Genomic DNA, 24,659 nt, shown 5'->3' with positions numbered 1-24,659 from the left:
GACATACATATTTGAACATCTGCCTTATGCTAAAGATGAAAATGATTACAAACTCTTGCTCCCACAATATATTGACCATAATCTTATGCTATAAAATCACGGGTGGGGCTAACTTGACGCTTACTCAGGGGCGTCTCCCCTAAAGCAACCGTGATGTCAAGTAAAATTTTTAAAAAATGATGATATTCAAAACTATGTTATATATAAACAGTGTGCCAATCAAAAGAACTGTAGAAGAGTAAAATGTTTATAATAGGTAATATAGCCTTTAACCGTTGATTTTCATTGTCAGCAAGCTAATATTTAAACTGTAACAATGTTTTAAAGAGTGCTTATTACGCCCACCCTCGTAAGCGTCCCTCCCCCGGGAGGGTTAACCGCAGAGCGGTGTGTTGCGCCTCACTCAGTATCGGGAGCGCCCCCGTATTCAAAATAATTGGCTCTGCTGTGGTTCTGTGTGGGTAGAAGCAGCCACAAACTCAGCGATGGAGCTTTCGACAAAGCCAACAAAGTTAATCGAATGAATGCAACTTGGTATTACTTCTTACTTATCTCCTTTAATTTAACTCTTTTATTCGTTTTGCTTACCTCTATATCGGTTTTCCGGATGACCATAATTGTCTTTTTTTAACTATGCTATTCATTATAATAAGCAATTTATGCATACAGGCGACTATCGCTACTTTAGATTGTTTACCGGCTTTACGTAGTCTTTCATTAAATTCTTTAATAACTGGATTATAACTGATTGCTGAAATTGTACACATACACAATATTTCTCTTACTTGTGCTTTGCCTCCCCAGATAAACCTGTTACCACGATGTTTACCACTATCCTTGTTAAGTGGTGCTACACCTACAAGAGCCGATCTCTCTTTTGATTTAATTTCCTGATTTCTGTCAGCTCTGTTAGTATTGTAAATACCATAGCTGGACCAACACTAGCAATAGAACTTATCAGCGCCTGCTATTATTGCCTATGCAGTTAACTACAAAGGCATTTATTTTATTATAAAAAAGGTATTGACAAATCAGTATTATAGTGTTAAAGTAACTTTATTTGTAAAAATGATTGGAAAAAAGAAAGAGGGGGGGGATATGAATGCCCATGGTCAATGTCAAGGATAGTGATTCCTTTGAGCTTGCTCTTAAGCGATTTAAGAAGCAGTGCGAAAAGGAAGGAATCCTGTCTGAGATAAAAAGGAGAGAACACTACGAAAAACCGAGCATCAAGAAAAAGAAGAAGATAATAGCAGCCAGAAAGAAAGCAGCTAAGCGTGTGTCTGTATCGCAGTAACCAGCGAATTGCTAATTGATTTGCAGGTTATTTTGATCTATAGAAAAACTAAAGTGAAGCTGGGTAGTCATTAAAAAGCAAGGATAGAAATGTTCTTGCTTTTTGTCATTTCTATAGTGTATTCTTAGTTTATGGTCTTAAAAATTCCATTGACATCCTCTGTAAAGACGCACCTTTGAAAAACATTAACCGGAGATGATGTTTATGTAATACAAAGTTGAAGTCAGAAGTAAGCACAGGCGGCTGGGAGAAAGCGACGCAGGCGTACTTTTCTTTTGACGAAGTCAACGAGGTTAGACGATGAATGCAACCTGGTATAAGTCAGTTTGTAAGGAAAATGCTACTAAAAAGGGATAACTGTTAAGGATGGACTTACAAAGAGTCAGAGAAGATATAAAGTCTCATTTAGACATAGTTGATGTGGTTTCCAAGTATGTGAATCTTAAGAGATCAGGGGCTAATTTTAAGGGTTTATGTCCTTTTCACAGTGAAAAGACGCCCTCTTTTACTGTTAGTCCGGTCAGACAGGTGTTTCATTGTTTTGGTTGCGGAGCCGGCGGCGATATTTTTACGTTTGTGATGAAAGAAGAAGGGCTTGCTTACTTTGATGCTGTTAAACAGTTAGGTGAACAGGCAGGTGTAAAGATTGACAGTAATTTTTATCCACAGGGAATGGGTACAGAGGGAAGACAGGAGTATCTGAACCTTCATGCAGAGGCAAGGGAGTTTTTTTGTTCCATATTTAAGAAATCAGAAAAAGCAGGCACTTATTTAAGGTCAAGAGGAATAAGCGACGAGAGTATAGAGAAGTTTTCGCTTGGTTTTGCTCCACTCAGCAAGAACATGCTATACATGCATCTGAAGAGTAAAGGACACCTTGACGGCAAGATATTGGAGACCTCACTGGTAAGCATAAGAGAAAACATTCCATTTGATGTCTTCAGAGGCAGAATCATGTTTCCAATAGATACACTCAAAGGTGAGACAATAGCCTTTGGCGGCAGGGCGATGGATGATAACCCTCCTAAATATTTAAACTCATCGGAAACACCTCTTTTTAAAAAGAAGAGAACACTCTACGGCCTTAACCATGCACACGATGCAATTTCCAAAGTCAGGTCTGTTATCGTAGTAGAGGGCTATCTGGACGTAATAATGTGCCATCAGTATGGAATAAAAAATGTGGTGGCGCCGCTGGGTACAGCATTTTCAGAGGAGCACGCAGGGCTGCTTAAGCGCAGTGCTGATGAGGTGATTGTGCTTTTTGACGGTGATGAGGCCGGTGTCAGGGCTGCAAGGCGTACAATTTCTCTGATAAGTAAAAAGGGTCTGATAGCTAAAGGTGTGGTAATTCCTGATAAAAATGATCCTGACAGCCTTTTGCGCAAGAGCGGGCAGCAGGCTCTTAGTGCGTTGATTTCTCAGGCAATGGGTTTTGTTGATTTTATGCTTTTTACCGGAGGAACAGGGATAGAAAACCTCAGAGAGATTTACAGGACAGTAGAGAGTGTTGAGGACACGGTTTTAAAAGGCAAGCTGATAACTGAGTTATCAGTAAAGGGGGCAATTTCTGAAATTACTCTAAGAGAAGCCGTCAAAAACAGCACCGGTACTGAAAAGGAAACATCTCCCCAAAGACAGAAATGTCTTATTGATGAGGAGATTTTATTTAATGCCTATATGGGATTTGAAGATGTACGGGAGACGATACGGGCTGAGCTGGAACTTTCAATGCTTGAGAGCCGGATTTTAAAAAAGGTATTTGCAGCAATATTTGAAGGGCAGCTATCCCCTACAATTGACAGCCTGCTGACTGTATGCACTGAGGATGAAATCTCCTACATTACGTCTCTTATGGTACAGCCGTATCTGGACAGTGAAAATGTTGTTCAAAATGTTTCCGACTGTTTAAAGAATATGAAGAAAAAAATTTATTTACGGACAATTTCAGAAATTAACAGTAAGATAAAAATGGCTGAAAACCTAAAAAATACTGAAACGATAGCGGTATTACAGGCGGAGCTTTTAAGATTAAACAGACTGATAAAAACAGGTAAGGAAAAATAGTTTAAAAATCACTTGCTAAAGATGAGAAATATTTGTTACACTGGCAAGTTGTCTGTAATATGAGAATGAAAAACGCAACAGCAAAAGATAAAACAGCAGGGCCCATAGCTCAGTTGGTAGAGCTACCGGCTCATAACCGGTTGGTCCCAGGTTCGAGTCCTGGTGGGCCCACCACTAAGACCTCGGGGTTGTTCATGGTGGGGAAGTGTTAGAAGAGATTGGTCTCCTTAAAGAGATACAGGCTCTTGACAGTGAAATAATAAGAATCAAAATTCTTATTGAAAAGACTCCCAAAGCGGTGGTTGAGTACGATAAGGCTCTCAATGTTGCCAAATTAGAAGTAACTCAGAGGAAAGCAGCCGTCGAAAAAGCGCTTAAGCACAGGAAAGACCTTGAGTTGCAGGCGGAAGAAAAAGCCGGGCGTATCACTAAGATGAAAAGCCGGGTCAACGATCTTAAGTCAAACAAGGAGTATAAAACACACTTAAAAGAGATAGAGCAGGTAGAAAAAGAGAAACGGCATATAGAGGATGACATTCTCAACCTAATGGAGCAGATGGAATCTAATGAAAAGGCATTAAAAAAGTCTGAGCTGTTGCTTAGTCAGGAGCAGGAAAAGTATAACGAAAAGATTTCTGATTTGAATAAGGAAAAAACTGTCAATGAAAAAGAGCTTGAGGCGTTAATTGTCAGAAGAAAGAAACTAAGTAAGGAAATTAACAAAGAAATCTATGACAGATATTTGAAGCTTCTTACCAGAAAAAATGGTATTGCCGTGGTAAGAGCGGTATCAGAGATTTGTTGTGGGTGTAATATGAACATACCTCCGCAGTTATATGTAGAGGTGATGAAGAATGACCGCATTTTGGCCTGTCCCCAGTGTGGAAGGATTCTCTATTTTGAACAGGAAAACTCTCAGTAGAATTTTTCCGCTGCTGTAAATTGTTTTTTTTACTGAGTTCAGTTATAATACAACCCTCTGTTATAGTTTTCGTATGCGCAGATGAACCCGGGAAAGTGCTGATATAGTAGTGCAAGCTTAACGGAGGTTCCATATTCTGGAATTAAAATAAAATAACGGGGGTATGTTTTATGAGTAAGAAGGGGTTTGATTCATTTGAAGAGCTGATGGAGCGGGCAAGCAAGTTTGTGGAGTTGCAGGGTGGCAAGTGGGACCATATGGCATGGCTGGAGTTTTTATCCGAAATGCAGAAACAAGGTTTTCATCTTTCCCATGATATGCAGTCATATCTGGGTTCAATGCTTGAGTCAATGAAGAAACTCTATGGCACATTTATGAGCACCAAGGGTTTCGAAAACGTTCTGCTGGATATATCGGAAAGTACGATAATTTTTATCAAAAAGACTAAAGGCACGTGGGACCATGTAGGGTGGGAGGCTTTTATAAAAGATGTTCAAAAGACCGGCATATCCTTAACGGAGGAGACTACCACATATCTGGGTGGCGTGCTTGAGGCGGCAAAAGAGCTCTACATGTTTCCAATGAAATCGTTAAAGCCTGCTGAAAAGGGTAAGGGCAAAGAATAAGAAAGCATGATTGCAATAACAGCAACTGGAGCGGCCCTGGGGCAACTGACCGCTCCGTGGCGGCGGCACACATGATAAATCTGGTGAGTTATATATTATGATGGGAGACAATACTTGTGGTTGATGTAAATAAGTTTACAAACGAAGAGAGCCGTATATATGAAGATGCAATCACAACATTAAAAGGCTATGTTGACAGTGGTATGGGTTATGAGGAGGCGGTTAACAAGCTGACGGTTAGTGATGCGCAATTGAAGCAGATCATTAGTGATGACTTCTTAAAGATACTGATTGTGGAGATGCACTATGAGGGGGCTATGGCGGTAAAGGATGTGGCCTCCAAACTGGGAGTGACTGTGGAGCTGATTGTGGCCACTAAAAATGAAATGCTTGAGGAAGTACAAAGTACAGCCATTAAAGCCTTTCACAATGAAGCAAGGTGGGGAAACGCATGAGTTCAGGTGTTGAGGTAGATTATTTAATCACCGGCGATTATGTTCTTACCATGGAGTTAGGGCACAAGCCGATAGTAAACGGTGTAGTTGCCGTCTCAGGCGGAAAGATTATAGATGTTGGTCATGCGGATGTGCTATTGAGTAAGTATAAAGCCGGCAGAGTGCTGGGGGGCAAAGGCAGGGTGATAATTCCCGGCCTTATAAATACCCACACACATGCAGCCATGGTTTATTTCAGGGGGCTTGCGGATGATTTACCTCTTAAGGAGTGGCTTGAGGGCTATATCTGGCCTGCGGAGGGAAGATGGTTAAGCGGGGAGTTTGTGGCCGATGCCATAACCCTGGCTTGTCTTGAGATGATGCTAAACGGCATTACTACTTATAACGACATGTATTTTTTTAAAGAAAGCATAGCCAAGACAACAACGGAGATGGGAATGAGGGCGGTACTGGGTGCCGGAATTCTGGATTTTCCCACGGCCTCGGCAAAAAACGCTGATGGGTATTTAAGTAATGCGGAGAATTTTATAAACAACTGGCATAAAGATACTCTCATAACACCGGCGGTGTCTCCACATGCCCCCTACACATGTGGCCCGGATACATTCAGGAAAGCGAAAAGACTATCGGAGCGCTATGGACTTCCGCTGCATACGCATCTTTCAGAGACACAGCACGAAGTGGCCGACATTACAAAGCTATACGGCAAATCACCGGTGGAGCATCTTAGTTCAATAGGGGTGCTTGATAGCACTGTGGTGGCAGCCCATTGTGTTTGGGTCAGTGATAAAGAGGTGGATATTCTCTCAGAGGCCGGGGTAAGCGTATCACACTGTGTGGAGAGTAATCTCAAGCTGGCCTCAGGCATAGCGCCCGTGGTGGGTATGTTAAAGAGGGGAGTGAACGTGGCCTTTGGTACAGATGGTGCGGCAAGTAACAATGATCTAGATATTTTTACCGAGATGTCCATAGCCGCCCGTCTTCACAAAGCTGTAAACAATGACCCCACTGTGCTTACCGCTAAAGAGGCTCTTACGATGGCAACGATATCGGGAGCTACAGCTCTTGGAAAATCAGAGACGATAGGCAGCATTAAAGCAGGCAAGACGGCGGATTTAGTTATACTGAATCTTGATAAACCTCATCTTACGCCCTATTATGATATTTACTCGCTCATAGTGTATTCTATGAGGGCCTCAGACGTTGAAACAGTTATGATAAACGGAAAGCTTACGGTGGAAAATAAAGTCTGTCTGATGAAAGATGAAGGGGAAATAATAGAAAAGGCAAGGTGGTGGAAAGACAGAATCGCCGCCGAGACAAAAATCGGCAAGTCATATTAGTTTTACCTTTTTGACTGTAGCCCGGTATAAGGGCTAAAAGTGTACCGAAATCAGTATCAGCTGATACAAATCCTTAACCATTATGGCCCTTGCAAAAAAACTTTATCTTATAACAAAACCCTGTTGTTGTTGGAACCTGTTTGCTTTATTGAGCATTACTATTTACTCAATAAGACCACAATAGACCTTGGTGCCACCGTATAATAATTCTGCTCGTTTATGTAAAATTCCGAACCCACATCCATTATGTCATGGGGTGCCTCCAGATTTGTATCTATAAACCTGTGCCATTTTTTCCAGCATGTTGGGGATGGCAATTGAAATGTCAGGAACTCATAGTAGGTGTTCAATATTATGTATATATCCCCGCTTACGTCCCTTCCGGCTATAAACATGGCAACTGAGCGTGAGTATTGTGATTTATCCGGTTTACTTATTTCAACGCCATGCCAACTGATGTTCTCAGAGTGGAATTTCTCAGGCCGCAAGATTACATGCTCTTTGCGAAACTTAATCAACTCCCTGAAAAACCGGAACATGACAGGATTATCCTCTAATTGTGTCCAGTCCATCCAACTAATTATGTTGTCCTGACAGTAGGCATTGTTGTTACCGCCCTGCGACCTTGCTATTTCATCACCGGATAGGATCATAGGCACTCCATGGGAAAGGAGAAGAATTGCTGCAAAGTTTTTCATCTGCCGCTTTCTTAACCTCTTAATCTCTTCGTTATCAGTTTGCCCCTCCCAGCCACAATTCCAGCTCCAGTTGTCATTGGCGCCGTCACGGTTATCCTCGCCGTTGCTTTCGTTGTGCTTCCAGTCATAGCAGACTAGATCGTTAAGTGTAAATCCATCATGACATGTCACAAAATTTATACTGTGGTAGGGCTCACGTCCGCTTATTTTATAAAGATCGGGAGAGCCTATCAGACGCAGCATCATGGCCTCGACAAAGCCCTTCTCGCCCCGCACAAAACGCCTCACATCGTCTCTGAATTTGCCGTTCCACTCCGCCCAGCGCCCCCAGTTTGGAAATGAACCGACCTGATAAAGCCCTGCGGCGTCCCAGGCCTCGGCTATTAATTTTGTATTGGCCAGTATCGGGTCAGCGGCTATGCGCTCAAGGAGCGGTGGGTCAGTCAGCACAGAGCCGTCACGCCCCCTGCCCAGTATTGAGGCAAGGTCAAACCTAAAGCCATCCACATGCATCTCCGTAACCCAATACCTCAGGCAATCCAAAATCATGTTTCTTACCACCGGATGATTACAATTTAACGTATTGCCACAGCCTGAGTAATTATGGTAGTCCCCCGTTGCAGGGTCAACTATGTAATAGATGGAATTATCAATGCCTTTAAAGGAAAACGACGGCCCGCGCTCGTTACCCTCCGCCGTGTGGTTAAATACCACATCAAGAATCACCTCAATGCCGGCTTCATGAAGTGCTTTTACCATCGACTTAAATTCCCTGACCTGCAGCCCGTTTCTGCTTTCACACGCATACGAGGCCTTTGGAGCAAAAAACGATATTGGCTGGTAGCCCCAGTAATTAAACAAACGGTCCCCTGTTGCCGGATTTACTCGGTCTGAGTCAATCTCTTCAAATTCCATAATAGGAAGTAATTCAATGGCGGTAATACCCAGCTCCTTCAAATAGGGGATTTTCTCAATAACTCCGCGATACGTGCCGGGACACTGTACTTTGGAGGATTTATCAACTGTAAAACCCCTGACGTGCATTTCGTAAATTATGGAGTCCTTCATCGGTATGTTCAACGGTGCGTCGTAGCCCCAGTCGAAGTCATCCTCAATAACCAGTGAGCGGCGAATATTGTATGGGGACTCCTTAATATCCTCTCCCCTGCGTCTGTAAAGTTTACCCCACTCAGATGACCCGGAAAGGGCCTTAGCGTATGGGTCTGCAAGCACATTACCGCAGCAGAACCTGTGCACATCGGGGTTGTCATTAGGGTCACGCTCTATTATGTAGCCGTACCTTGTCATTGTATAGAGGCCTTTTACAAAGACGTGCCAAACATCCCCGGTCTTATTGTACTGTGAATCCAACGGTATCTCGGCAAGTGGCTCTCTTTCTCCTGATGTATAGATTAGGAGTATGACATCAGTGGCGTGTTTTGAAAAAATGGCAAAATTAATGCCGCCTTGCCTGACCATAGAGCCCAGAGGGTTAGGGCTGCCTCTGAAGATTTCAAGTCCGCCCTTTTTGGACAGACGCTTGCCCTTAGTGTTTTCAAGGGGTTTCATATAAAACGTATCCTTTCATTGATATAGTGTTTTATTTTAGAACGGGCGGCTTCTGCGCTCCTCAGCAAAACTTCTAAGGTAATTCGTATAATTGTCGTAATCCAGCAGCCTCTCCACCGGGTCTTTCATGCGGAAAGACCAGTTAGAGGCGCCAACTGTACCTGGGACATTTACTCTTTCATCCTCGGGCAGGGGCATTCTCAAATCATCATGAAGGGCCAACAGGTCCTGAAGCGGAAAGATAGCCAGCATAGAGTTGGAGCGCATGTTTCTTCTTATTATTGCTGCTGCAACCTCAGTGGACAGGTGGTTTGGACACCCATGGTGCAAATGCAGAAGTGAATAATACTGATTTCTGTCCCAATTGCCCTCTTCCCACCAGCCCCTTAAAACTGATGTGTCGTGTACAGAGGGTGAGCAGACGCTTAATCTTGGATAACTGCCCGGATCAATATATGGAGCTGACTCAATGTGGTATTCCCTGGCCCAGCGCTCAACCCTGAGGCTCAGAATGCTAAGTCCTCCCAACACCCCGGCAACACACTTAGGCACTGCTCCCAGATCCTCTGCACAGACAAGCATGTCTGTGGTCTCGCACATCATGGTCAGAAGTGTCGCGGCGTTTTCAGCCCATATCTCTTCATTTTTGGCGGTAGTCCTGTCAATTAGCTCACGCACCCTGTAGCGCTGCCCGTCGTCCATATTGTGAAATGCCCTGCTTCTGTAGTAAAACCACGAGGGCTGATACGCATCCACACCGGCTTTGGGTTGAACCAACAGGCGGTCACGGTACAGATCAAGGAGTTTATTTTTAATGTCATCGCCCTCCTTGAGGGCTATAATTGCCTTCTCGCCGTTTACAGCGGAGTTAAAAACAAAATTCCCTTCATTGTCCTCTTTAAAATAGGAATTTATAACGTACTCCGATGAGTTTCCAAAGTAACTTCTGAGGTATGATTTTGTAAAGACAGGGTTAGCGAATGAGTGTACCTGAAAATCGGAAAACCCGGTGTTCTTGATGTCATTTATGGATATTTCGGCACATGGGTCGAAGTAACCAAGCCTTCCTGTGGCCTCAGTGGCCGGAATTTTCCATATACGGAAAAATCCAAGGACATGGTCTATACGGTAGGCATGGTAAAATTTGGCGGCCTGCCTGAGTCTTGCACGCCAGAAGCTGTAGTCTTCTTTCTTCAACGCATCCCAGTTGTAGCACGGGAAGCCCCAGTTTTGACCAATGTCTGAAAACATATCCGGCGGCGCCCCGGCTCTTCCGCTTAAATCAAACAGCCGCCTTTCGTACCAAACATCCGCGCTGTCCTCGTTTATCAAGATAGGGATATCTCCCTTTAGTCTCAATCCCATATCTTCGATGCTCTTTGCCGCCTTGATAAGCTGCTTTTCCAATTCAAGCTGTACCCAGGCAAAAAACATCACATCCGTTTCATGTTCATTCCAGTACTTATTTAAATCCGCCTCTGTGGGGTCTCTCATTATTTCCCAGTTAAGCCATGTATCGAATTCGTAAGTGTCCTTAATTGCACGGTAAACAGCATAGGGCTTTACCCAGGGGTTTTCCGATATCCACTGCGTGAGGGCTTTTGAGCTTTTTATTTGTTTTTCGTTATGGGTGTAGATTTTTCTTAGCATAGCCTCTTTAAATGAACGTACTTCCATGTAATCAACCCGTGGCAGGGCATTCAGACGCTCCTTAGCCTCAGTGATTTCAGAGGTGAAACTGTCCAGCCATTTCAGGCCGCTCTCTGTAAGCGCATCCAGTTTTATGTATATCGGATGGAGAGCAAAAGCACTGAGAGCATTATAAGGGGATGAGTCCATACCGGTGTCGTTAACCGGAAGTATCTGAATAACGTCAATATTGGCCCTTTTGCACCACTGTGCAAACTTTATTAAGTCAATAAAATCTCCGATGCCGCAGTTGTCCTCCGTTTTAATGGAAAAAACAGGGATAGCTACTCCAGTTAGAAACCTCGTTATTTTTCCAAATTTCATAAAACACCTCTTTTCCTAAAGTATTATGTTTTTTCATGGTAAACCCCACTGTTTGGCATTCTAACATAAAACGGTCATCATTAGAAAGGGGGTTGCTCAGGATATTTTGGTTTTGCCGGACTGCGTTTTTTAACGGTATAGTTTCCTGCTGCGGCTTTTATGATATAATCGCACTACCCGGCCGTGGCTGCGGCGGAGGTGTCTCAAAGTTAGACGATTGAATGCAACTTGGGGTATTAGGTGTCAGAGATTATAGAATTGACAGATTGTGTCGTTTGTAACACAATAATCCTGTTTTTTATACATGTTTTAGTAAAAGAATGACGTTTTTAAAGGGTTTTTGTTGTGGCATATAATTTGCATAATCTATACAGGTTTATGAGATATCAGAGAACGATAAAGAGAGAAGTGGCATTTGAGGGTGTGGGGTTGCACACAGGTGTTTATTGCAGGGCAAGTGTGTATCCGGCCTCCGAAGACCATGGAATAGTTTTTCACCGGCCTTGTAAAAACGCTTCTTTTTTTGCAAACTTAGGGACGGTGACTGATACGGTATTTGCCACTACCATAGGTAACGAAAGAGCACAGATCAGGACAGTTGAGCATATTCTGGCCGTCCTTTCCGCTCTTTCAATTGATAATGTAACAATAGAGGTCGAGGGTCCTGAAATCCCGATTTTAGATGGAAGCGCAATTGAGCTTGTAAACCTTCTGACGAATGCCGGTATTAAAAAACAAAAAAAGAAAATGCCGTATATCAAGATACTAAAACCGGTTGTATTTGAAGACAGAAACTCCTCAGTTACCGTCTATCCTTATGACGGCAGGAAGATATCATTCAGATTGTTTTTCCCCAATCATTTTCTGGGCGAGCAGTTTTTTTCTCTTGATCTTAATGAGGACACCTTTATAAGGGACATAGCTCCGGCAAGGACTTTTGGGTTTTTAAAGGATGAGGAGTATTTCCGCCTGCACGGTCTTGCAAAGGGTGTGTCGCTACAAAATGCTGTGATATTCAGCGACAGTGATGTTATTAATGAGACAGGGCTGAGATTTGCAAACGAATGTGTAAGACATAAAATACTTGACAGTATAGGCGACTTTGCCCTTTCCGGTTTTCCCATATTGGGGCATATCGTAGCGGATAAGTCCGGACACACGTCGAATATAAAGTTTCTCAGTACGCTGCTTTCCTCTCATGATTGTTGGGAAGTTGTAACCGAACAGGTTGAAGAGTCCGCATATCCCGTCTTTAGCTTAAGCTATACATAATTTTTATACCATCTAAATCCATTATAAAATCATGAATAAGGTTATTTATTTTGGTTGGATAATTCTCTGCTTGGTAACTGGAGCTGAAAAGATTTATACATATTGACCACAATACAATTAAAAGTATATCATTCCCCGTATGAAAAAATTGTGGGGCGGCAGGTTTACGGAAGGTGTGGCAAAAAGCGTGGAGACTTTTACAGAATCTATATCTTTTGACAAACGCCTTTGGCCTTACGACATAACGGGAAGCACGGCACATGCAAAAATGCTTGCCAAGCAGGGTATCATAACTCAACGGCAAGCAAGGGAGATTGTCACCGGATTAAGAAAAATAGCAAAACAGATAGCAGCCGGCAAGTTTAATTTTAAAGTTGAACTTGAGGACATCCACATGAATATAGAGAGTGCCCTTACGGATATGTACCCAGGCTCCGGCAGGAAGCTCCACACCGCCCGCTCCCGCAACGATCAGGTTGCCCTTGACCTGAGGCTTTATCTCAGAGATGAGGTTCAAACAATTATTTCAAGAATCGTAAACTTTCAACACACGCTGGTGGATATTTCAGAGAAACATCTAAGCATTATAATGCCCGGCTACACGCATCTCCAGCGGGCGCAGCCTGTCTTGCTTGCGCACCATCTGATGGCTTATGCGGAGATGTTTCAGCGTGATAAGGAGAGATTAAGCGATTGCCTGAAACGTATCAACACGTTGCCTCTGGGCGCTTGTGCCATGTCGGGGACAACTTTAAATATTGACAGAGCCTCTGTGGCAAGGGAGTTGAATTTTGCCCGTATTTCAGAAAATAGCATGGATGCAGTATCAGACAGGGACTTTGTGATTGAGTTTATTTCACACTGCTGCATCATAATGATGCACTTAAGCCGTATGGCGGAGGAGCTGATTTTATGGAACTCTAAGGAGTTTTCCTTCATAGAGATATCAGATGCCTACACCACGGGCTCAAGCATAATGCCGCAGAAAAAGAATCCTGATGTGGCTGAGTTGATTCGTGGTAAGACAGGGCGTCTCTATGGCTCCCTTATGGCAATACTAACCGTAATGAAGGCGCTCCCACTTACATATAACCGTGACATGCAGGAGGATAAGATTTCGCTCTTTGACGCCTGTGACACCACAGCAGCGTCACTTCAGATAATTAATGAAATGTTTCACCATATAAAATTTAACTCAGACAGACTTCACGAAACTGCGGACTCAGGGTTTTCCCTTGCCACCGATTTGGCTGAATATTTAGTGAGAAAGGGAGTACCTTTCAGAGAGGCGCATGAAATTACCGGTAATATTGTAAAATACTGCATAGAAAACAGCAAAACCATGGAAAAAATCACTCTTGACGTTTTTAAGTCATTTTCCAATAATATAGAAGAGGATGTTTATGAGTGTCTGGAGTTACTGGCCGCCGTCAATAATAAGAACTCATATGGGGGTACTTCCACTGCTGAGGTACAAAGGCAAATTGTAAGGTTTAAGGAATTGCTGAAAACTAAGGGGAAGAGCCTGAAAAGGAAGAAATAGATGATGATAAAACGAGCACTTATTATAATAATGGCTTCACTAACGATGTTTACGTTAATTCTTTCCTGCGGGAAAAAAGGGCCTCCGACACTTAGGGATACCGCAGATAACGTAACTAAGCCGGGGGTAAAATGACGATAAAGGAAACAATCCAGAAGTGTGTAAAAGACAGCATTGATGTCAAGGAGAGGTTTTTCTCGGAAAATATGGACAGAATAGAAGAGGTAGCTAAGGCCATAGCAGGTGCGTTTTCCAACGGCAGGAAGATACTGCTGTTTGGTAACGGCGGCTCGGCAACGGATGCCTCTCATATAGCGGCGGAGTTTGTCAACCGGTTTAAGTGCGAACGTCCCGGGTTGCCTGCCATAGCGCTTAATACCGACATGGCTGTGATAACCTCCATAGGAAATGATTACGATTTTTCGGAGGTCTTTGCCCGGCAGATGAAAAGCCTCTCACAGGAGGGTGACATCGCAGTTGCTATAAGCACAAGCGGCGGCTCTAAAAACGTACTTAAAGCCGTGGATGTGGCGAACAAGAAGAAAGTAATCGTTATAGCCTTTACCGGTGAAAAAGGAGTTAAATTAGCGGAAAAATCCACACATCCGTTTGTTGTGCCCTCAACCGACACGGCACGCATTCAGGAAACTCACATCACGCTGGCTCACGTGCTATGCCAGCTTGTTGAGGAGATTTTGTTTCAATTTCCAACTAAAAAATCCAAACATTAATGGCGCAGGCAACCGTAATCGGCATTGACCCAGGAAGTGTGCATTGTGGCTATGGCGTTTTACAAACTGAGGGAACCTCACTGCGCCTGATATGCACAGGGCGGATTTCCCCTCCGGCTAAAAACCCGCTGCCCCAACGTTTAAAATTCATTTTTGAAAAATTAAGAGAAATCATAAGCGACACTCACCCCGGTGAAATGGCTATCGAGAAGGTTTTTAATGCAAGGAATTTTATATCAGCCCTGCACCTGGGCCATGCCAGAGCTGTGGCCATGCTCTGCGCCTCTTTAGACGGATTAACCGTGTCTGAGTACTCCGCCCTTGAAATAAAAAAGGCGGTAAGCGGCTACGGTAAGGCTGATAAAAATCAGGTGCTTCATATGGTTAAAGCCATTTTAAACATAAAATACGATATTGCATTTGACAGCTCAGACGCTCTGGCTGTTGCCATTTGCCACATGAATTCTTTGAAGTTAAAGGGGCTTTAACCCCACAGTGATACCAAATTGCATTCATTCGATTAACTTTGTTGGCATCGTCGAAAGCTCCTTGATGTACGAAATAGTACACCTGTGTCGCTTTCTCCTTGCCGCCTCGTTACTCTTTTGAATGCAACGTGGTATGAGTCTTAAAGAGCTTCTTGACGGGTTTTATGATTCTTTTGATTTTAAAGGAAGGGTTTTAAACGACCCAATTGAGTTTCCTATGATGTATAAAACCCATGCTGATATTGAAGTCTCCGGCCTCATAGCGGCCTCTTTAAGCTACGGCAAGGTAACTCTGTTTAAGCCGGTAATACGGCTGATTCTTCAGAAAATGGGGAAGACTCCGGCGGAGTTTCTGTTAAATTTTGACGTTAAAACCCACAAAGACTTGTTTTCCGGCATTTCGTACAGATTTAACCGTAATGAGGATGTGTTGGCTCTGTTATTTGTTATCAGCGAAATATTAAAAAACTATGGCTCTGTAAGGAATCTTTTTGTGAGTAATTTTACAGGCGGTATTTATGGTTCAATACACGGTTTTGTTCAATACGCGCAAAGAGTGGATACGGAGCCGGTTTACGGTAGTGGTAAAAAATCGGATGGTTTTCTGCAATTTTTCCCTGACCCTGCTAAGGGAAGCGCTTGTAAGAGAGTTAATATGTATCTGAGGTGGATGGTGCGCAGCGGAGATATTGATTTTGGACTGTGGCCTGAGATACCGGCATCAGCTCTTGTGATTCCACTTGATACGCATATATCAAAGGTGGCACGCTGCCTTGGACTTACAAAGAGAAAAAGTAATGACTGGAAAGCCGCTGTTGAGATAACTCAGGCGCTCTGTGGTCTTAATCCGCAGGATCCGTTAAGATACGACTTTGCCCTCTGCCACCACGGCATCTCAGGCTCATGTAAGGCAATACGGCAAGCCGATGCCTGCAATAATTGTTCCCTTAATTCAGTAAGGGAAGGACAAAGCCCTTCCCATTACTAAAAATATTCAGTAATTATTAAAAACCTGCTGCTATTTGGTTTTTTTAATGTACAGTTCCCAGTGGCCTTTATCCTCGACCTTAACGGAGTCAAACCCAAAGCCCTGTTTTTCAGCATATTTTGGAATGGAGTCCTCGGCAGAGGCCGGGGCGTCACAGAGAACTTTAAGAAGTGTGTCTTTTTCCATTTTTTCCATTTTTTTCTTGGTTAATACCAAGGGATAGGGGCACACCCTTCCTAAAACATCCAGGACCTCAGTGGGCTCCTCCGCTCTTAAATCACCCATATAGTGTTACCTCCAAAGGCAAATTTTTTATACTTAAAAATACATTAAGTGGACAGATGATTCCATCTCAGCCATAATCTCGCTAAATGGGACAATCTGGGTGGTCATATCGGCGCCCAGGTCCTCGGCATCCATAATCAGGGTGTCCTCGGTAAGGCCAAGTCTTTTGATGTCTTCCTCACAAATCAGCACCTTGATATCGGTAAGCAGAGCGTTTTTAATGTGAGATTCCAGTGTGGAGACGCCATATGTATTGGCGTCTTGGTTTTTTAAACAATTTAAAACGCCGTTTCCGACAAAGGCCAGCACAGGTTCAACGTTTTCGTCCTCCTCAAGATGTATCTCCACGGTTTGGCTTGCTATGCAATGGGTGAGGGCCAGCCTTGAACTTTCACCCTTATACGGCAATTTATCAACAATGAAAGTTATCTTCTTAATCGCCGACATCCTACTCACCTCCTATATGAAGTACCCGGTCGGCATTATAACAACTTGCCAGATACCAGTCCATGCTTTTTCTGCCAAATTTGTCAATAAGGTCTTCTTTATGGTACCCCCTGGCCTCGGCACAAGCCTCGCAGGCAACAACAGTCATTCCACCGGCAACCAGATCGGTCATGGTTTTCTCAAGTGATGAATAATCCTTAAAAGTGCGCTGCCCCTTCTTTGAAAGCATAGTGCCGTTGCCCGAAAGCCACATATCAACATCGTGGCCTTTTTCTCTGGCCGCCTCGGCAAGCTTCACAGCAAAATCCAAAGTCATGGAACCCACCAGGGATGAAAAACATCCTATAGTTAATTTGCTCATTGTACCCCCTATAGCCAGATTAATTTTTCAAAATCGTTAAAAATTAAATCCACAAGCCCGCTGTAATCCACGACCGTTACACCGGATGTGACCTTTGATGGATCAAATCCTCTTACCTGCAAATCCTCCGAAAGAGCATATATTTTCGTACCTTTCCCAAGAACCGGTGAGCTCTGCCCGTTTTCACTAACCACAGCATTATAGACTCCGTTTTGCACCAGCACTATTCCCAGAAAATCCGTTTTCAGCCTTTCGAGGGTATCGTTCTTTGTGCCATATTCACTGACAAATACCCCTAACTTCATAAATACACCCCCCTTAAATATTGCTTTTATTTAACTACCACAGTTATTTCAAACAACCCTCTAATTAAAACAATTGGAAGATAAAATTGTCAACAGGCAGGCTTAACTAAAAAAAAGTAAATTGAATTAGAACTGGAAATAACCCCTGCCAGTGTCGTCTTTGATAAGCAGCTCAGCTGTGATTATTGAGGATATACAGATATTTGGCAGGCCGCTGCCGGGATGTGTCCCGCCTCCGGCTATGTAGCAATTTGACAACTCCTCAGACCTGTTGTGCGGCCTGAAGTAAAACATCTGGCTTAAATCATGGCTAAGGTTAAACACCGCACCATTGTATATGTTAAAGTCCTTTTCCCAGTCATCAGGTGTTAGTACTCTCTCCACCTCAATGTGGTCTTCAATGCCCTTGAGCTCCGTGGATTTACCAATAAAATCCAATACTTGATCTCTGAAATCCTGCCTTACTGCACCCCAGTTAATTTGAGCCTTATTATTTGGCACAGGCACCAATATATAAACTGAGGATTTCCCCTCCGGCGCCAAAGTGCTGTCTGTAACAGAGGGATTTTGAATGTATGCAAAGGCCGTGGATGAGGGTTTCAGCGTCATTGTTATATCATCCATTTGCCCCTTAAAGCCGCTGCCGAAAATAAGGTTGTGGTGAGGCATGTCATACTTCTTGTCAATGCCAAGATACACCATAAACGCTGAACACGAATAGTCACGCCTTTGCAAGTCATTATCGGTATATTTTTTCCGCTTCCCCATTAAATTTGACATTGCATAGGCAAAATCCGCATTTATTATTACATAGCCGGAGTAGTCCCTCTCACCATTTTCTAAAAGCACTCCCACAGCTTTTTTATCCTTTCGTAAAATCTGTTTTACTGCGGTTGAAGTGTGAATCTTGCCGCCATATTTTTCAACAACAGATGCCATAGCAAGCGTTAAACGGTTTAACCCTCCCGTTACGTGTGCGATTCCCCACGTATGTTCTATAAATGAAATTAATGTATAAGCCGACGGCGCCCGCCACGGTGACATCCCAATGTATTTTGTCTGAAATGACATTGCCAACCGCATCTTCTCATCAGTAAAATACTTTTCCAGTCTGTTTCTCAGAGTGTTAAATACATCCATTTGAGGAAGAGCCTCTATAAAATGGGGTCTCAGAAAATCATACAGGCTGTCGTAAGGCTCTTTAAAACACCGCTCTATGCGTCTGAATCTGTAGTGTTCTAGTTCCTTAAATTTTAGATAATTATCCACTTCCGCAGGAAACAGCCGCCTTATTTCGGCTATTGTTTTATCTGTATTTGTTGAAGGAAAAAACTCCGTGCCGTCATCAAACTTTAGCCGGTACAACGGATCCAGCGCCTTAATCTCCACATAGTCTTTCAGGTCGGCCCCGGCAAGCGTAAAAAGCCCCTCCATGTACTGAGGCATCATTAAAAACGTGGGCCCTATGTCGAAAACGTAATCATCAATAATAAGTCTGCCCGTCCTGCCCCCGACAGACTTTTCCTTTTCATAAACTGTTACATCGTAGCCCTTATAAAGCAACAACATAGCCGTAGCCAACCCGCCCGGCCCAGCTCCTATAATTATGATTTTCTTTTTCATGTAACAGAGAAAAAAGAGTGCTTAAAATCCCCTCTCACAAGGGAGCGCAACCCCCTTGACCCCTTTATTTCACTCTGCGCCACCACTGTGGATACCCAGTCTGTAAATATCACGCAGGAGTTCACCTGCAGAGGGGTGGTCTGCAATATTTTTTGAGTAGTGTGCATATCTTATGACGGCGTTAACGTCTATTATGAACACTCCTGAGAGTTGAAGGACATCCCCTGCGGGCACTCCGGGAAGATGTCCTTTTCCTAAGGCCCTCAGGCCGCTTATTAATACCCTTGGAGATACAATGCCGGTTACGCCTGCGCTGTGGAGCTGATACGCCCTGTAGAGATTCTTATGAGGGTCGCATATTATCGTAAATGTAATGCCGTGGACCTTACGGAACAACTCCGCCTGCTTGAGTGTGCCCATGCCAACAAGTATTATGTTAATGCCAAGAGCATCAAAGTGCCGCCTTTCTCTGTGCAACTGCACAGCCTGTTCCTTGCAAAACGGTCATCCGAAATGCCGCAAAAACACAAGCACTATTGTGCCCTGAAGCCACAACCGGCTTAACTGCACTTCTGTACCCTCTGACAGAAGCACCTTTGAGTCAGGAGCAATGCTGCCATATTTCATCATATGGCTGAGGAAAGCTCCGCAAACTGCTCCAGCAGGATGTCCTCTGTAAATGGTTCATCCAGCGGCAGACATTGATTTTTCCATATTTTAAGACAATCCTCCGGCTCTGAACTCTCAGGCGTCATCCCTCCGGCTATTTCGTAAAAATAATTATACCTGATCTCGTAACCCTCATATATAAACCAATGAATATCCGTATTGCCAAATATTTTATTGATCTCGGCTATTGCCTCCACTACCATAATGTGAAGCCGGTTTTTTTGAAAATACGCACCTCCTGAGTAGGTCATGAGCAGTTTATTTTTATGTGTCTTAAAGAAGTCAAAAAACTGATTTCTCTCCACTAAATCCACCAGGGCGGAGCCGACCCTGTGCAGGTCGTCTATCATTACCTGAATTACATCCGCCTGTTCAAAAAGACTACCGGATTTTATAAATGACAATGATTTCTCATTATTTCCAATTACAAAAAAAGTCAGACTATCCGAAAATTCCCCTTTTATAGTCAAGCTGTCTATGTCTGTAACAGGATTTTGCGGATTAAGCACATAGGGCACTGTGAGGTTACGCAAACGCCCGGCATCCTCAGGCTCAATCCGTAACAGCCTGCTGAGGAAATTAACATGTTGTGCAAAGCTCTGGTCTGTCAAGATAATTGTTTTTTTGTCGTTTGCCGACAGCCCGGATATCTTCTTAAAGTAGTAATTATGAAACATGGACTCATAAAAGCGGTTACACATCTGCAAAAACAGGTTGGTAAAGACTAAGTTCTTTTCACGGGTATATGTTTTTTTAGTATAGACCGGAAAAGCCTGCTCTATAAACTCCATGCTGCAAAGGTCTGCAACCTCTCTGACTTTGCTATGCAGAGCTTTGCTTATCTCCATTAGTTTTCTGTACTGTTCTTTATCAAAATCACTAACCTTATCGATGTTTGTAATGTCGTCTTCTATGCTGCTGATTTTTTTAGTAAGCGGCTCGACAAACGATGTTGTAACGGTTTTGTCCCACCACTGCAGATGCTCTATAAGCGGCATAAAAAACATCTCCATAGAGCCTTTCAGATCCTTTATAAACTGAGACTTATCTATATACTCCGGCGCACTCTCACCACTTTTGCTTAATAAGGACTTTGCCGAGGACCCGACAGCTTCAGAGACACGTCTCTTTTTCATATTCGGCAAAAAGAAGCTCTTTACTGTTGTGTTTTGAATATCCGTACGCCTTACGTCAAGGCCGAGGTCGTCAAAGTACTCTTTGAATTTATTTCTTGCATTATCGAGATTATCCAACATGCTGGCCTTGATTTCATACATCTTTTCACCGATTTCATTTGTTTTCATGGTAAACTCGGTATCGCGCAAATAATTGAAGTCATAACGGGATGCAAACATTCTGGATAGTTCACGCTCATAAACAGTATATAAGCTGTTATAATCCATCTTTTGGCTCCAGATAGTAACCACCTGCTCTTTTGTGTGTTTAATCCGCTCATAGTACTTTTTATATTTATCGAGCTTTTTGATTTGCTCTTCAATACTGGTTTTTTTCTCCGCTTCCGCTTTTCCAACCCCTAGCACCAAAGCAATAAGGGCATTTACCTCATCCACTACTTTTCTGAGGTTTCTTATCGTATATTCGTACTGGAGCTGCTTTGCCACCGCCTTAATAATGTATATCAATTCCTCAAAGCCCGACTCCGCCCATACGGCATTATCCTTATTTTTAAAATACTGAGTGGCGGTGGTGGTCTCAACCTGAGCAATGGGAGCGTCCTTCAAACTTGCGTATGGCCGTATGAGCTTTTCAAAGTCCTCTTTAAAACTATCCAGACGTGACTCAATTGTATCTGAGGCGTCTCTGCCCAACGAGCTGTCAACTACCGCCCCCTTGCATGTTTGAACGAATATGATTTTCTGGTCGGCATCCATTATTTTGTTCAGTATCTTTCTGTCCGCTTCTTTCATCGGGCTTCTGATTGAAGACAAGTATATGATTAAATCAGCCTGCGGCAGAAACTCTCTTAATGTCAGGTCCTCATGCTCTTTAAGCCCGTAAGCATCGAGTCCCGGGGTGTCGGCCAGTTCTATGTTGTCACCAAGCATAAAAGAAGGCAGCCCAAGTTTTATATACTTAATGCTGTACTTATTGCCGGGGTTTTCGTCCTCAGAGCTATACTTCCAGATGGATTCCTGCAATACCTCATCACCGGTTTTCTTTAAACGCTTTTCATCCTCAAACATGATTTCAAGTGTTGGCTCTGAGGCTTTTGAACAGAACACCAACATGTTTGTCGTTGCCTTGCTCTGCTCTTTTAATATCTTTGTCCCTGTACCAAGCAGGATATTTAATACGGATGATTTCCCTGAACTCGTTATTCCTACAAGGCCGCTTTTTATTGTGTGGACGGAAAATGAATTTATATTTTGTTCTAAATTGTGTATTCTGTTTGTAAACTGGTCAAGTTTCAAAGCCTTCAGGTCTGAGACTATTTTAGAAGTCTCACTTAGAAAACTTTGTATTTTGCTCTCTTCTTTTTCCATGTTAAATTCCCATAATAAAACTTCTGTTTATCAGGACTGTGATGAACCGCCAAACATTTGTTCTATTGCCGAGAGCTTGTCCCTGAGCTCCATTTTGTTGTTTTGTGCACGTTGAGCCAAAAGATCGACACCTCGCAGTTCACTTTCAAATATCGTCCGTAGTATTGTCAGCATCTCTGCTTTGTTTGCTGAAAATGATGTTTCTATCTTTTTTATTTCCGCTGTAAGAGAGTCTTTTATTGTCTCACCGGTTACGGACTTCATGCTTTGAAGCAATCCGATAAGTTCTTTGACGGTACTTTCCATAGAAGCAGCGGTATCTCTTTTGATCTCGCCGACACTGCCTCTGATAACATCCATAATTTCGTTGGTTTTCTGCATCTGTTTTTCAAGTTGCACTGTAGAGTTTTGAAATTTGTCCGGAAGGGTTTTTAACTGCTCTTCCACGGACTTTGCAAGTGAATCAAGTTGGGTAGTATTGGCGGCGTCTATTTTCTGCTTAATGTGGTTCAGTTCGGTTTTAAGATTAGTGATTTCCACCGACTGGTTTTTAAGAATACTTTTGCTCTCTTCAATTGAGTCATTCAGGTTTTTATTTAACCTTTCAAGTATTGTAAGAAATTTAATCTCCAGTTGAGCCGTTGTCAGCTCCATAACTTTTTGTAACTGTCCTGAGACGGCACTTGAGATGTGCCCGGACAATGTGGAAAGTATATTTTTTGTTACAACATCAATGTAGTAATCGTTATTCATCCTCTTCCTCATGTCTGTATAATCATTGCCGGCCAACCGTATAGTTTTCAGCGGCCGCTGCAGTGAATTATAGCTTATTTTATCAGTAATGTCTATAGTGCGGATTGTGAAATCATTTCAGGGAGTAAATCACCATCGAGCCGTCTCTGGATTTCACTTTTAAGTTATAATCACCGGCAATAGTTTCCGCTATGCAGCCGACCATATTCAACCGGCTTTCAACCACAATCAGTTTAGGTCTCTTTGTGGTTAAGTCGCTGCAAAATTCCCGCAATATTACATTACTAACTTCTGCAACGTGTAAAATGGTACTTAGATAGTGGTACTTTGAGCATGAGGCACGTTCAGACATAAAGTACAGCTTGGAATCATTACCGATTACGGCTATCCTGTCATCTTTCCCTGTAGTGTTTTGAATAAAGTTTACGACTTGCGTTATGTACGGTTTTGGTATATAAGCGTAGTTAATTAAATAATAATGCATTACAAGCGCATGCCACGTTAAAATTAACATAATTCCAACCGGAAAAATAACTGTTTTGGCATATTTAGAAATTGCTGAAAAGCACATTGCCACAGCAACACATACAACAGGTATATAGGCAATTGCATAGTGGTCAAACCCCCTGTCAGACAATCCGCAACTAATAAACATCGTAAGAAAAATATTCAGAAAAACGGCTGTGTGCAAAGGTTTATTGTCTTGCTTTTTAAAGTTCAAAGCAACATGCCACATATAAATAAAGACGAGTATCATTAAAGATGTTTTACTAACACTTTCTGTGGATTTATATGCGCCGGAGATGATTTTAGCTAATGTGGTGTTAGAGTATGCAATATTAAATTCCCAAAAACAGAATATTGCATCGGACAGAATGTTTTTCTTCACCGCATATACTATAAAGGGTAAAACTGTTAAAAAAACTCCTGTAATAGCTGTAAGACTATAACGAAGGACATCGTTATACTTTCTTTCCCTGATTAAACTGAAACAAATAACTACAGCAAAGCCGACCCAAAGTGGGACAAGATTGGGGCGTAAAAGGAAGGTGAGTGTAAAGCAGACTGCCACAAGCAGTGTATCAGTGTAACCCATCGTTCTTTGCCTTGCGGTATAACCTGTCAGGATATAACCGGAGAGAGCCGTAAAGGGCAGGGCATATTCCTCGGTAAGATTTCCGCCCTCAAGAAGCGGAGTCAGAGTAAGTAAGAGAAATACCACAGAGATTACGGCCACAGTATCATCGTAAAAAAACCTCAGCGTTTTAAACATATACAGAGCTGCAAGGAATAAAGAAATCACTTCAATCAGCCAGATTCCTGTCAAATTACCATTTAGGATTGTCAGCCCGATAATATTGATTAAATAAATTACGGGGCCTTTATGGTCAAAAACTTCTTTGTAAATCAGCTTACCGCTAATGATCTCCTTAGCGCAATAAATAAAAACCCCTGAGTCGGCAATAACAACATTATTGGCAAAAGGAGCCAAAGGGCTCTGAAGTAAAACAAAAACGGTAACTATGAGTAAAATAACGGAAGCAGAATATTTATAAAACTGTTTAATCATCTTCCTGCCGCTGCACAAGGAGAACCTTTAAACAAGAGTGATACCTGTTTGCTTTCAAAAAAGCAATTTAATAAGGGAAAGGGCTTTGCCCATTTCCCTTAAACCCTATCCCACAAGGGGTAATGATTTC

General features: G+C 42.8%; 21 protein-coding genes, 1 tRNA gene and 1 pseudogene. 12 read left to right on the top strand and 11 right to left on the bottom strand.

Going from position 1 to position 24,659, the window contains the following annotated elements:
* Positions 1-1,102: 1,102 nt before the first annotated feature.
* The 7 genes from rpsU to H7844_09270 all read left to right on the top strand — a co-directional run bounded on the left by rpsU (position 1,103) and on the right by H7844_09270 (position 6,710).
* Complete coding sequence (rpsU, locus tag H7844_09300; GenBank protein ID MEO5357479.1) at positions 1,103-1,297, top strand: 30S ribosomal protein S21; 195 nt, start codon at positions 1,103-1,105, stop codon at positions 1,295-1,297.
* Between the two features lie 366 nt (positions 1,298-1,663).
* Positions 1,664-3,364 carry a DNA primase gene (dnaG, locus tag H7844_09295; protein MEO5357478.1) on the top strand — a complete coding sequence of 567 codons (1,701 nt, stop codon included), beginning with the start codon at positions 1,664-1,666 and terminating at the stop codon, positions 3,362-3,364.
* A gap of 98 nt (positions 3,365-3,462) precedes the next feature.
* Positions 3,463-3,538, top strand: a tRNA-Ile gene (locus tag H7844_09290).
* Positions 3,539-3,569: 31 nt separating this feature from the next.
* Positions 3,570-4,286 carry a C4-type zinc ribbon domain-containing protein gene (locus tag H7844_09285; protein MEO5357477.1) on the top strand — a complete coding sequence of 239 codons (717 nt, stop codon included), beginning with the start codon at positions 3,570-3,572 and terminating at the stop codon, positions 4,284-4,286.
* A gap of 170 nt (positions 4,287-4,456) precedes the next feature.
* A complete protein-coding gene (locus H7844_09280) occupies positions 4,457-4,912 on the top strand; it encodes a hypothetical protein (GenBank protein MEO5357476.1) in 456 nt (151 codons plus the stop codon).
* Between the two features lie 116 nt (positions 4,913-5,028).
* Positions 5,029-5,367: a hypothetical protein gene (locus H7844_09275; protein ID MEO5357475.1), complete on the top strand. Its 339-nt coding sequence runs from the start codon at positions 5,029-5,031 to the stop codon at positions 5,365-5,367.
* The gene (locus tag H7844_09270) at positions 5,364-6,710 is read left to right on the top strand and encodes an amidohydrolase (GenBank protein ID MEO5357474.1); all 1,347 of its coding nucleotides are present in this window, start codon (positions 5,364-5,366) and stop codon (positions 6,708-6,710) included. The genes H7844_09275 and H7844_09270 overlap by 4 nt, the downstream gene beginning before the upstream one ends.
* 158 nt (positions 6,711-6,868) lie before the next feature.
* On the opposite strand, the gene glgX is transcribed toward H7844_09270, so the two are convergent.
* Together glgX and H7844_09260 are read right to left on the bottom strand one after the other, a co-directional pair.
* A complete protein-coding gene (gene glgX / locus H7844_09265) occupies positions 6,869-8,977 on the bottom strand; it encodes a glycogen debranching protein GlgX (protein MEO5357473.1) in 2,109 nt (702 codons plus the stop codon).
* 36 nt (positions 8,978-9,013) lie between these two features.
* On the bottom strand, positions 9,014-10,990 hold the full coding sequence (locus H7844_09260) for a 4-alpha-glucanotransferase (GenBank protein ID MEO5357472.1): 1,977 nt from the start codon (positions 10,988-10,990) through the stop codon (positions 9,014-9,016).
* A gap of 378 nt (positions 10,991-11,368) precedes the next feature.
* On the opposite strand from H7844_09260, the gene lpxC reads away from it, so the two are divergent.
* From lpxC to H7844_09235, 5 genes are all read left to right on the top strand, one after another.
* Positions 11,369-12,262, top strand: coding sequence for a UDP-3-O-acyl-N-acetylglucosamine deacetylase (gene lpxC, locus H7844_09255; GenBank protein ID MEO5357471.1), 894 nt, complete (start codon positions 11,369-11,371; stop codon positions 12,260-12,262).
* 139 nt (positions 12,263-12,401) lie between these two features.
* Positions 12,402-13,805, top strand: a complete 1,404-nt coding sequence (argH, locus tag H7844_09250) for an argininosuccinate lyase (GenBank protein MEO5357470.1) — start codon at positions 12,402-12,404, stop codon at positions 13,803-13,805.
* A 131-nt stretch (positions 13,806-13,936) separates the two neighbouring features.
* Positions 13,937-14,536 carry a D-sedoheptulose 7-phosphate isomerase gene (locus H7844_09245; protein ID MEO5357469.1) on the top strand — a complete coding sequence of 200 codons (600 nt, stop codon included), beginning with the start codon at positions 13,937-13,939 and terminating at the stop codon, positions 14,534-14,536.
* Positions 14,536-15,024: a crossover junction endodeoxyribonuclease RuvC gene (gene ruvC / locus H7844_09240; GenBank protein MEO5357468.1), complete on the top strand. Its 489-nt coding sequence runs from the start codon at positions 14,536-14,538 to the stop codon at positions 15,022-15,024. Before H7844_09245 ends, ruvC begins: the two co-directional genes overlap by 1 nt.
* Positions 15,025-15,157: 133 nt before the next feature.
* A complete protein-coding gene (locus tag H7844_09235; GenBank protein MEO5357467.1) occupies positions 15,158-16,012 on the top strand; it encodes a TIGR02757 family protein in 855 nt (284 codons plus the stop codon).
* Between the two features lie 30 nt (positions 16,013-16,042).
* On the opposite strand, the gene H7844_09230 is transcribed toward H7844_09235, so the two are convergent.
* From H7844_09230 to H7844_09190, 9 genes and pseudogenes are all read right to left on the bottom strand, one after another.
* Positions 16,043-16,297 carry a sulfurtransferase TusA family protein gene (locus H7844_09230; GenBank protein ID MEO5357466.1) on the bottom strand — a complete coding sequence of 85 codons (255 nt, stop codon included), beginning with the start codon at positions 16,295-16,297 and terminating at the stop codon, positions 16,043-16,045.
* Positions 16,298-16,330: 33 nt separating this feature from the next.
* Positions 16,331-16,744 (bottom strand): DsrE family protein, encoded by a 414-nt coding sequence (locus H7844_09225; protein MEO5357465.1) that lies wholly within the window; start codon positions 16,742-16,744, stop codon positions 16,331-16,333.
* A gap of 1 nt (position 16,745) precedes the next feature.
* On the bottom strand, positions 16,746-17,105 hold the full coding sequence (locus H7844_09220; protein MEO5357464.1) for a DsrE family protein: 360 nt from the start codon (positions 17,103-17,105) through the stop codon (positions 16,746-16,748).
* Positions 17,106-17,113: 8 nt separating this feature from the next.
* On the bottom strand, positions 17,114-17,410 hold the full coding sequence (tusB, locus tag H7844_09215) for a sulfurtransferase complex subunit TusB (GenBank protein MEO5357463.1): 297 nt from the start codon (positions 17,408-17,410) through the stop codon (positions 17,114-17,116).
* Between the two features lie 126 nt (positions 17,411-17,536).
* Positions 17,537-19,024: pseudogene (gene crtI / locus H7844_09210) on the bottom strand (phytoene desaturase family protein).
* A 78-nt stretch (positions 19,025-19,102) separates the two neighbouring features.
* Positions 19,103-19,510 carry a redoxin domain-containing protein gene (locus tag H7844_09205; GenBank protein MEO5357462.1) on the bottom strand — a complete coding sequence of 136 codons (408 nt, stop codon included), beginning with the start codon at positions 19,508-19,510 and terminating at the stop codon, positions 19,103-19,105.
* Between the two features lie 149 nt (positions 19,511-19,659).
* Positions 19,660-22,206, bottom strand: a complete 2,547-nt coding sequence (locus H7844_09200) for a dynamin family protein (GenBank protein MEO5357461.1) — start codon at positions 22,204-22,206, stop codon at positions 19,660-19,662.
* A gap of 30 nt (positions 22,207-22,236) precedes the next feature.
* Positions 22,237-22,959: a hypothetical protein gene (locus tag H7844_09195; protein MEO5357460.1), complete on the bottom strand. Its 723-nt coding sequence runs from the start codon at positions 22,957-22,959 to the stop codon at positions 22,237-22,239.
* 112 nt (positions 22,960-23,071) lie between these two features.
* Positions 23,072-24,529 carry a glycosyltransferase family 39 protein gene (locus H7844_09190; GenBank protein ID MEO5357459.1) on the bottom strand — a complete coding sequence of 486 codons (1,458 nt, stop codon included), beginning with the start codon at positions 24,527-24,529 and terminating at the stop codon, positions 23,072-23,074.
* Between the last annotated feature and the right edge of the window lie 130 nt (positions 24,530-24,659).

It is taken from the genome of Nitrospirae bacterium YQR-1, assembly GCA_039908095.1.
Taxonomy (GTDB): Bacteria; Nitrospirota; Thermodesulfovibrionia; order Thermodesulfovibrionales; family Magnetobacteriaceae; genus Magnetomonas.
Note: the sequence above shows the minus strand (reverse complement) of the source record. Positions and strands in the feature narration are given on the sequence as shown.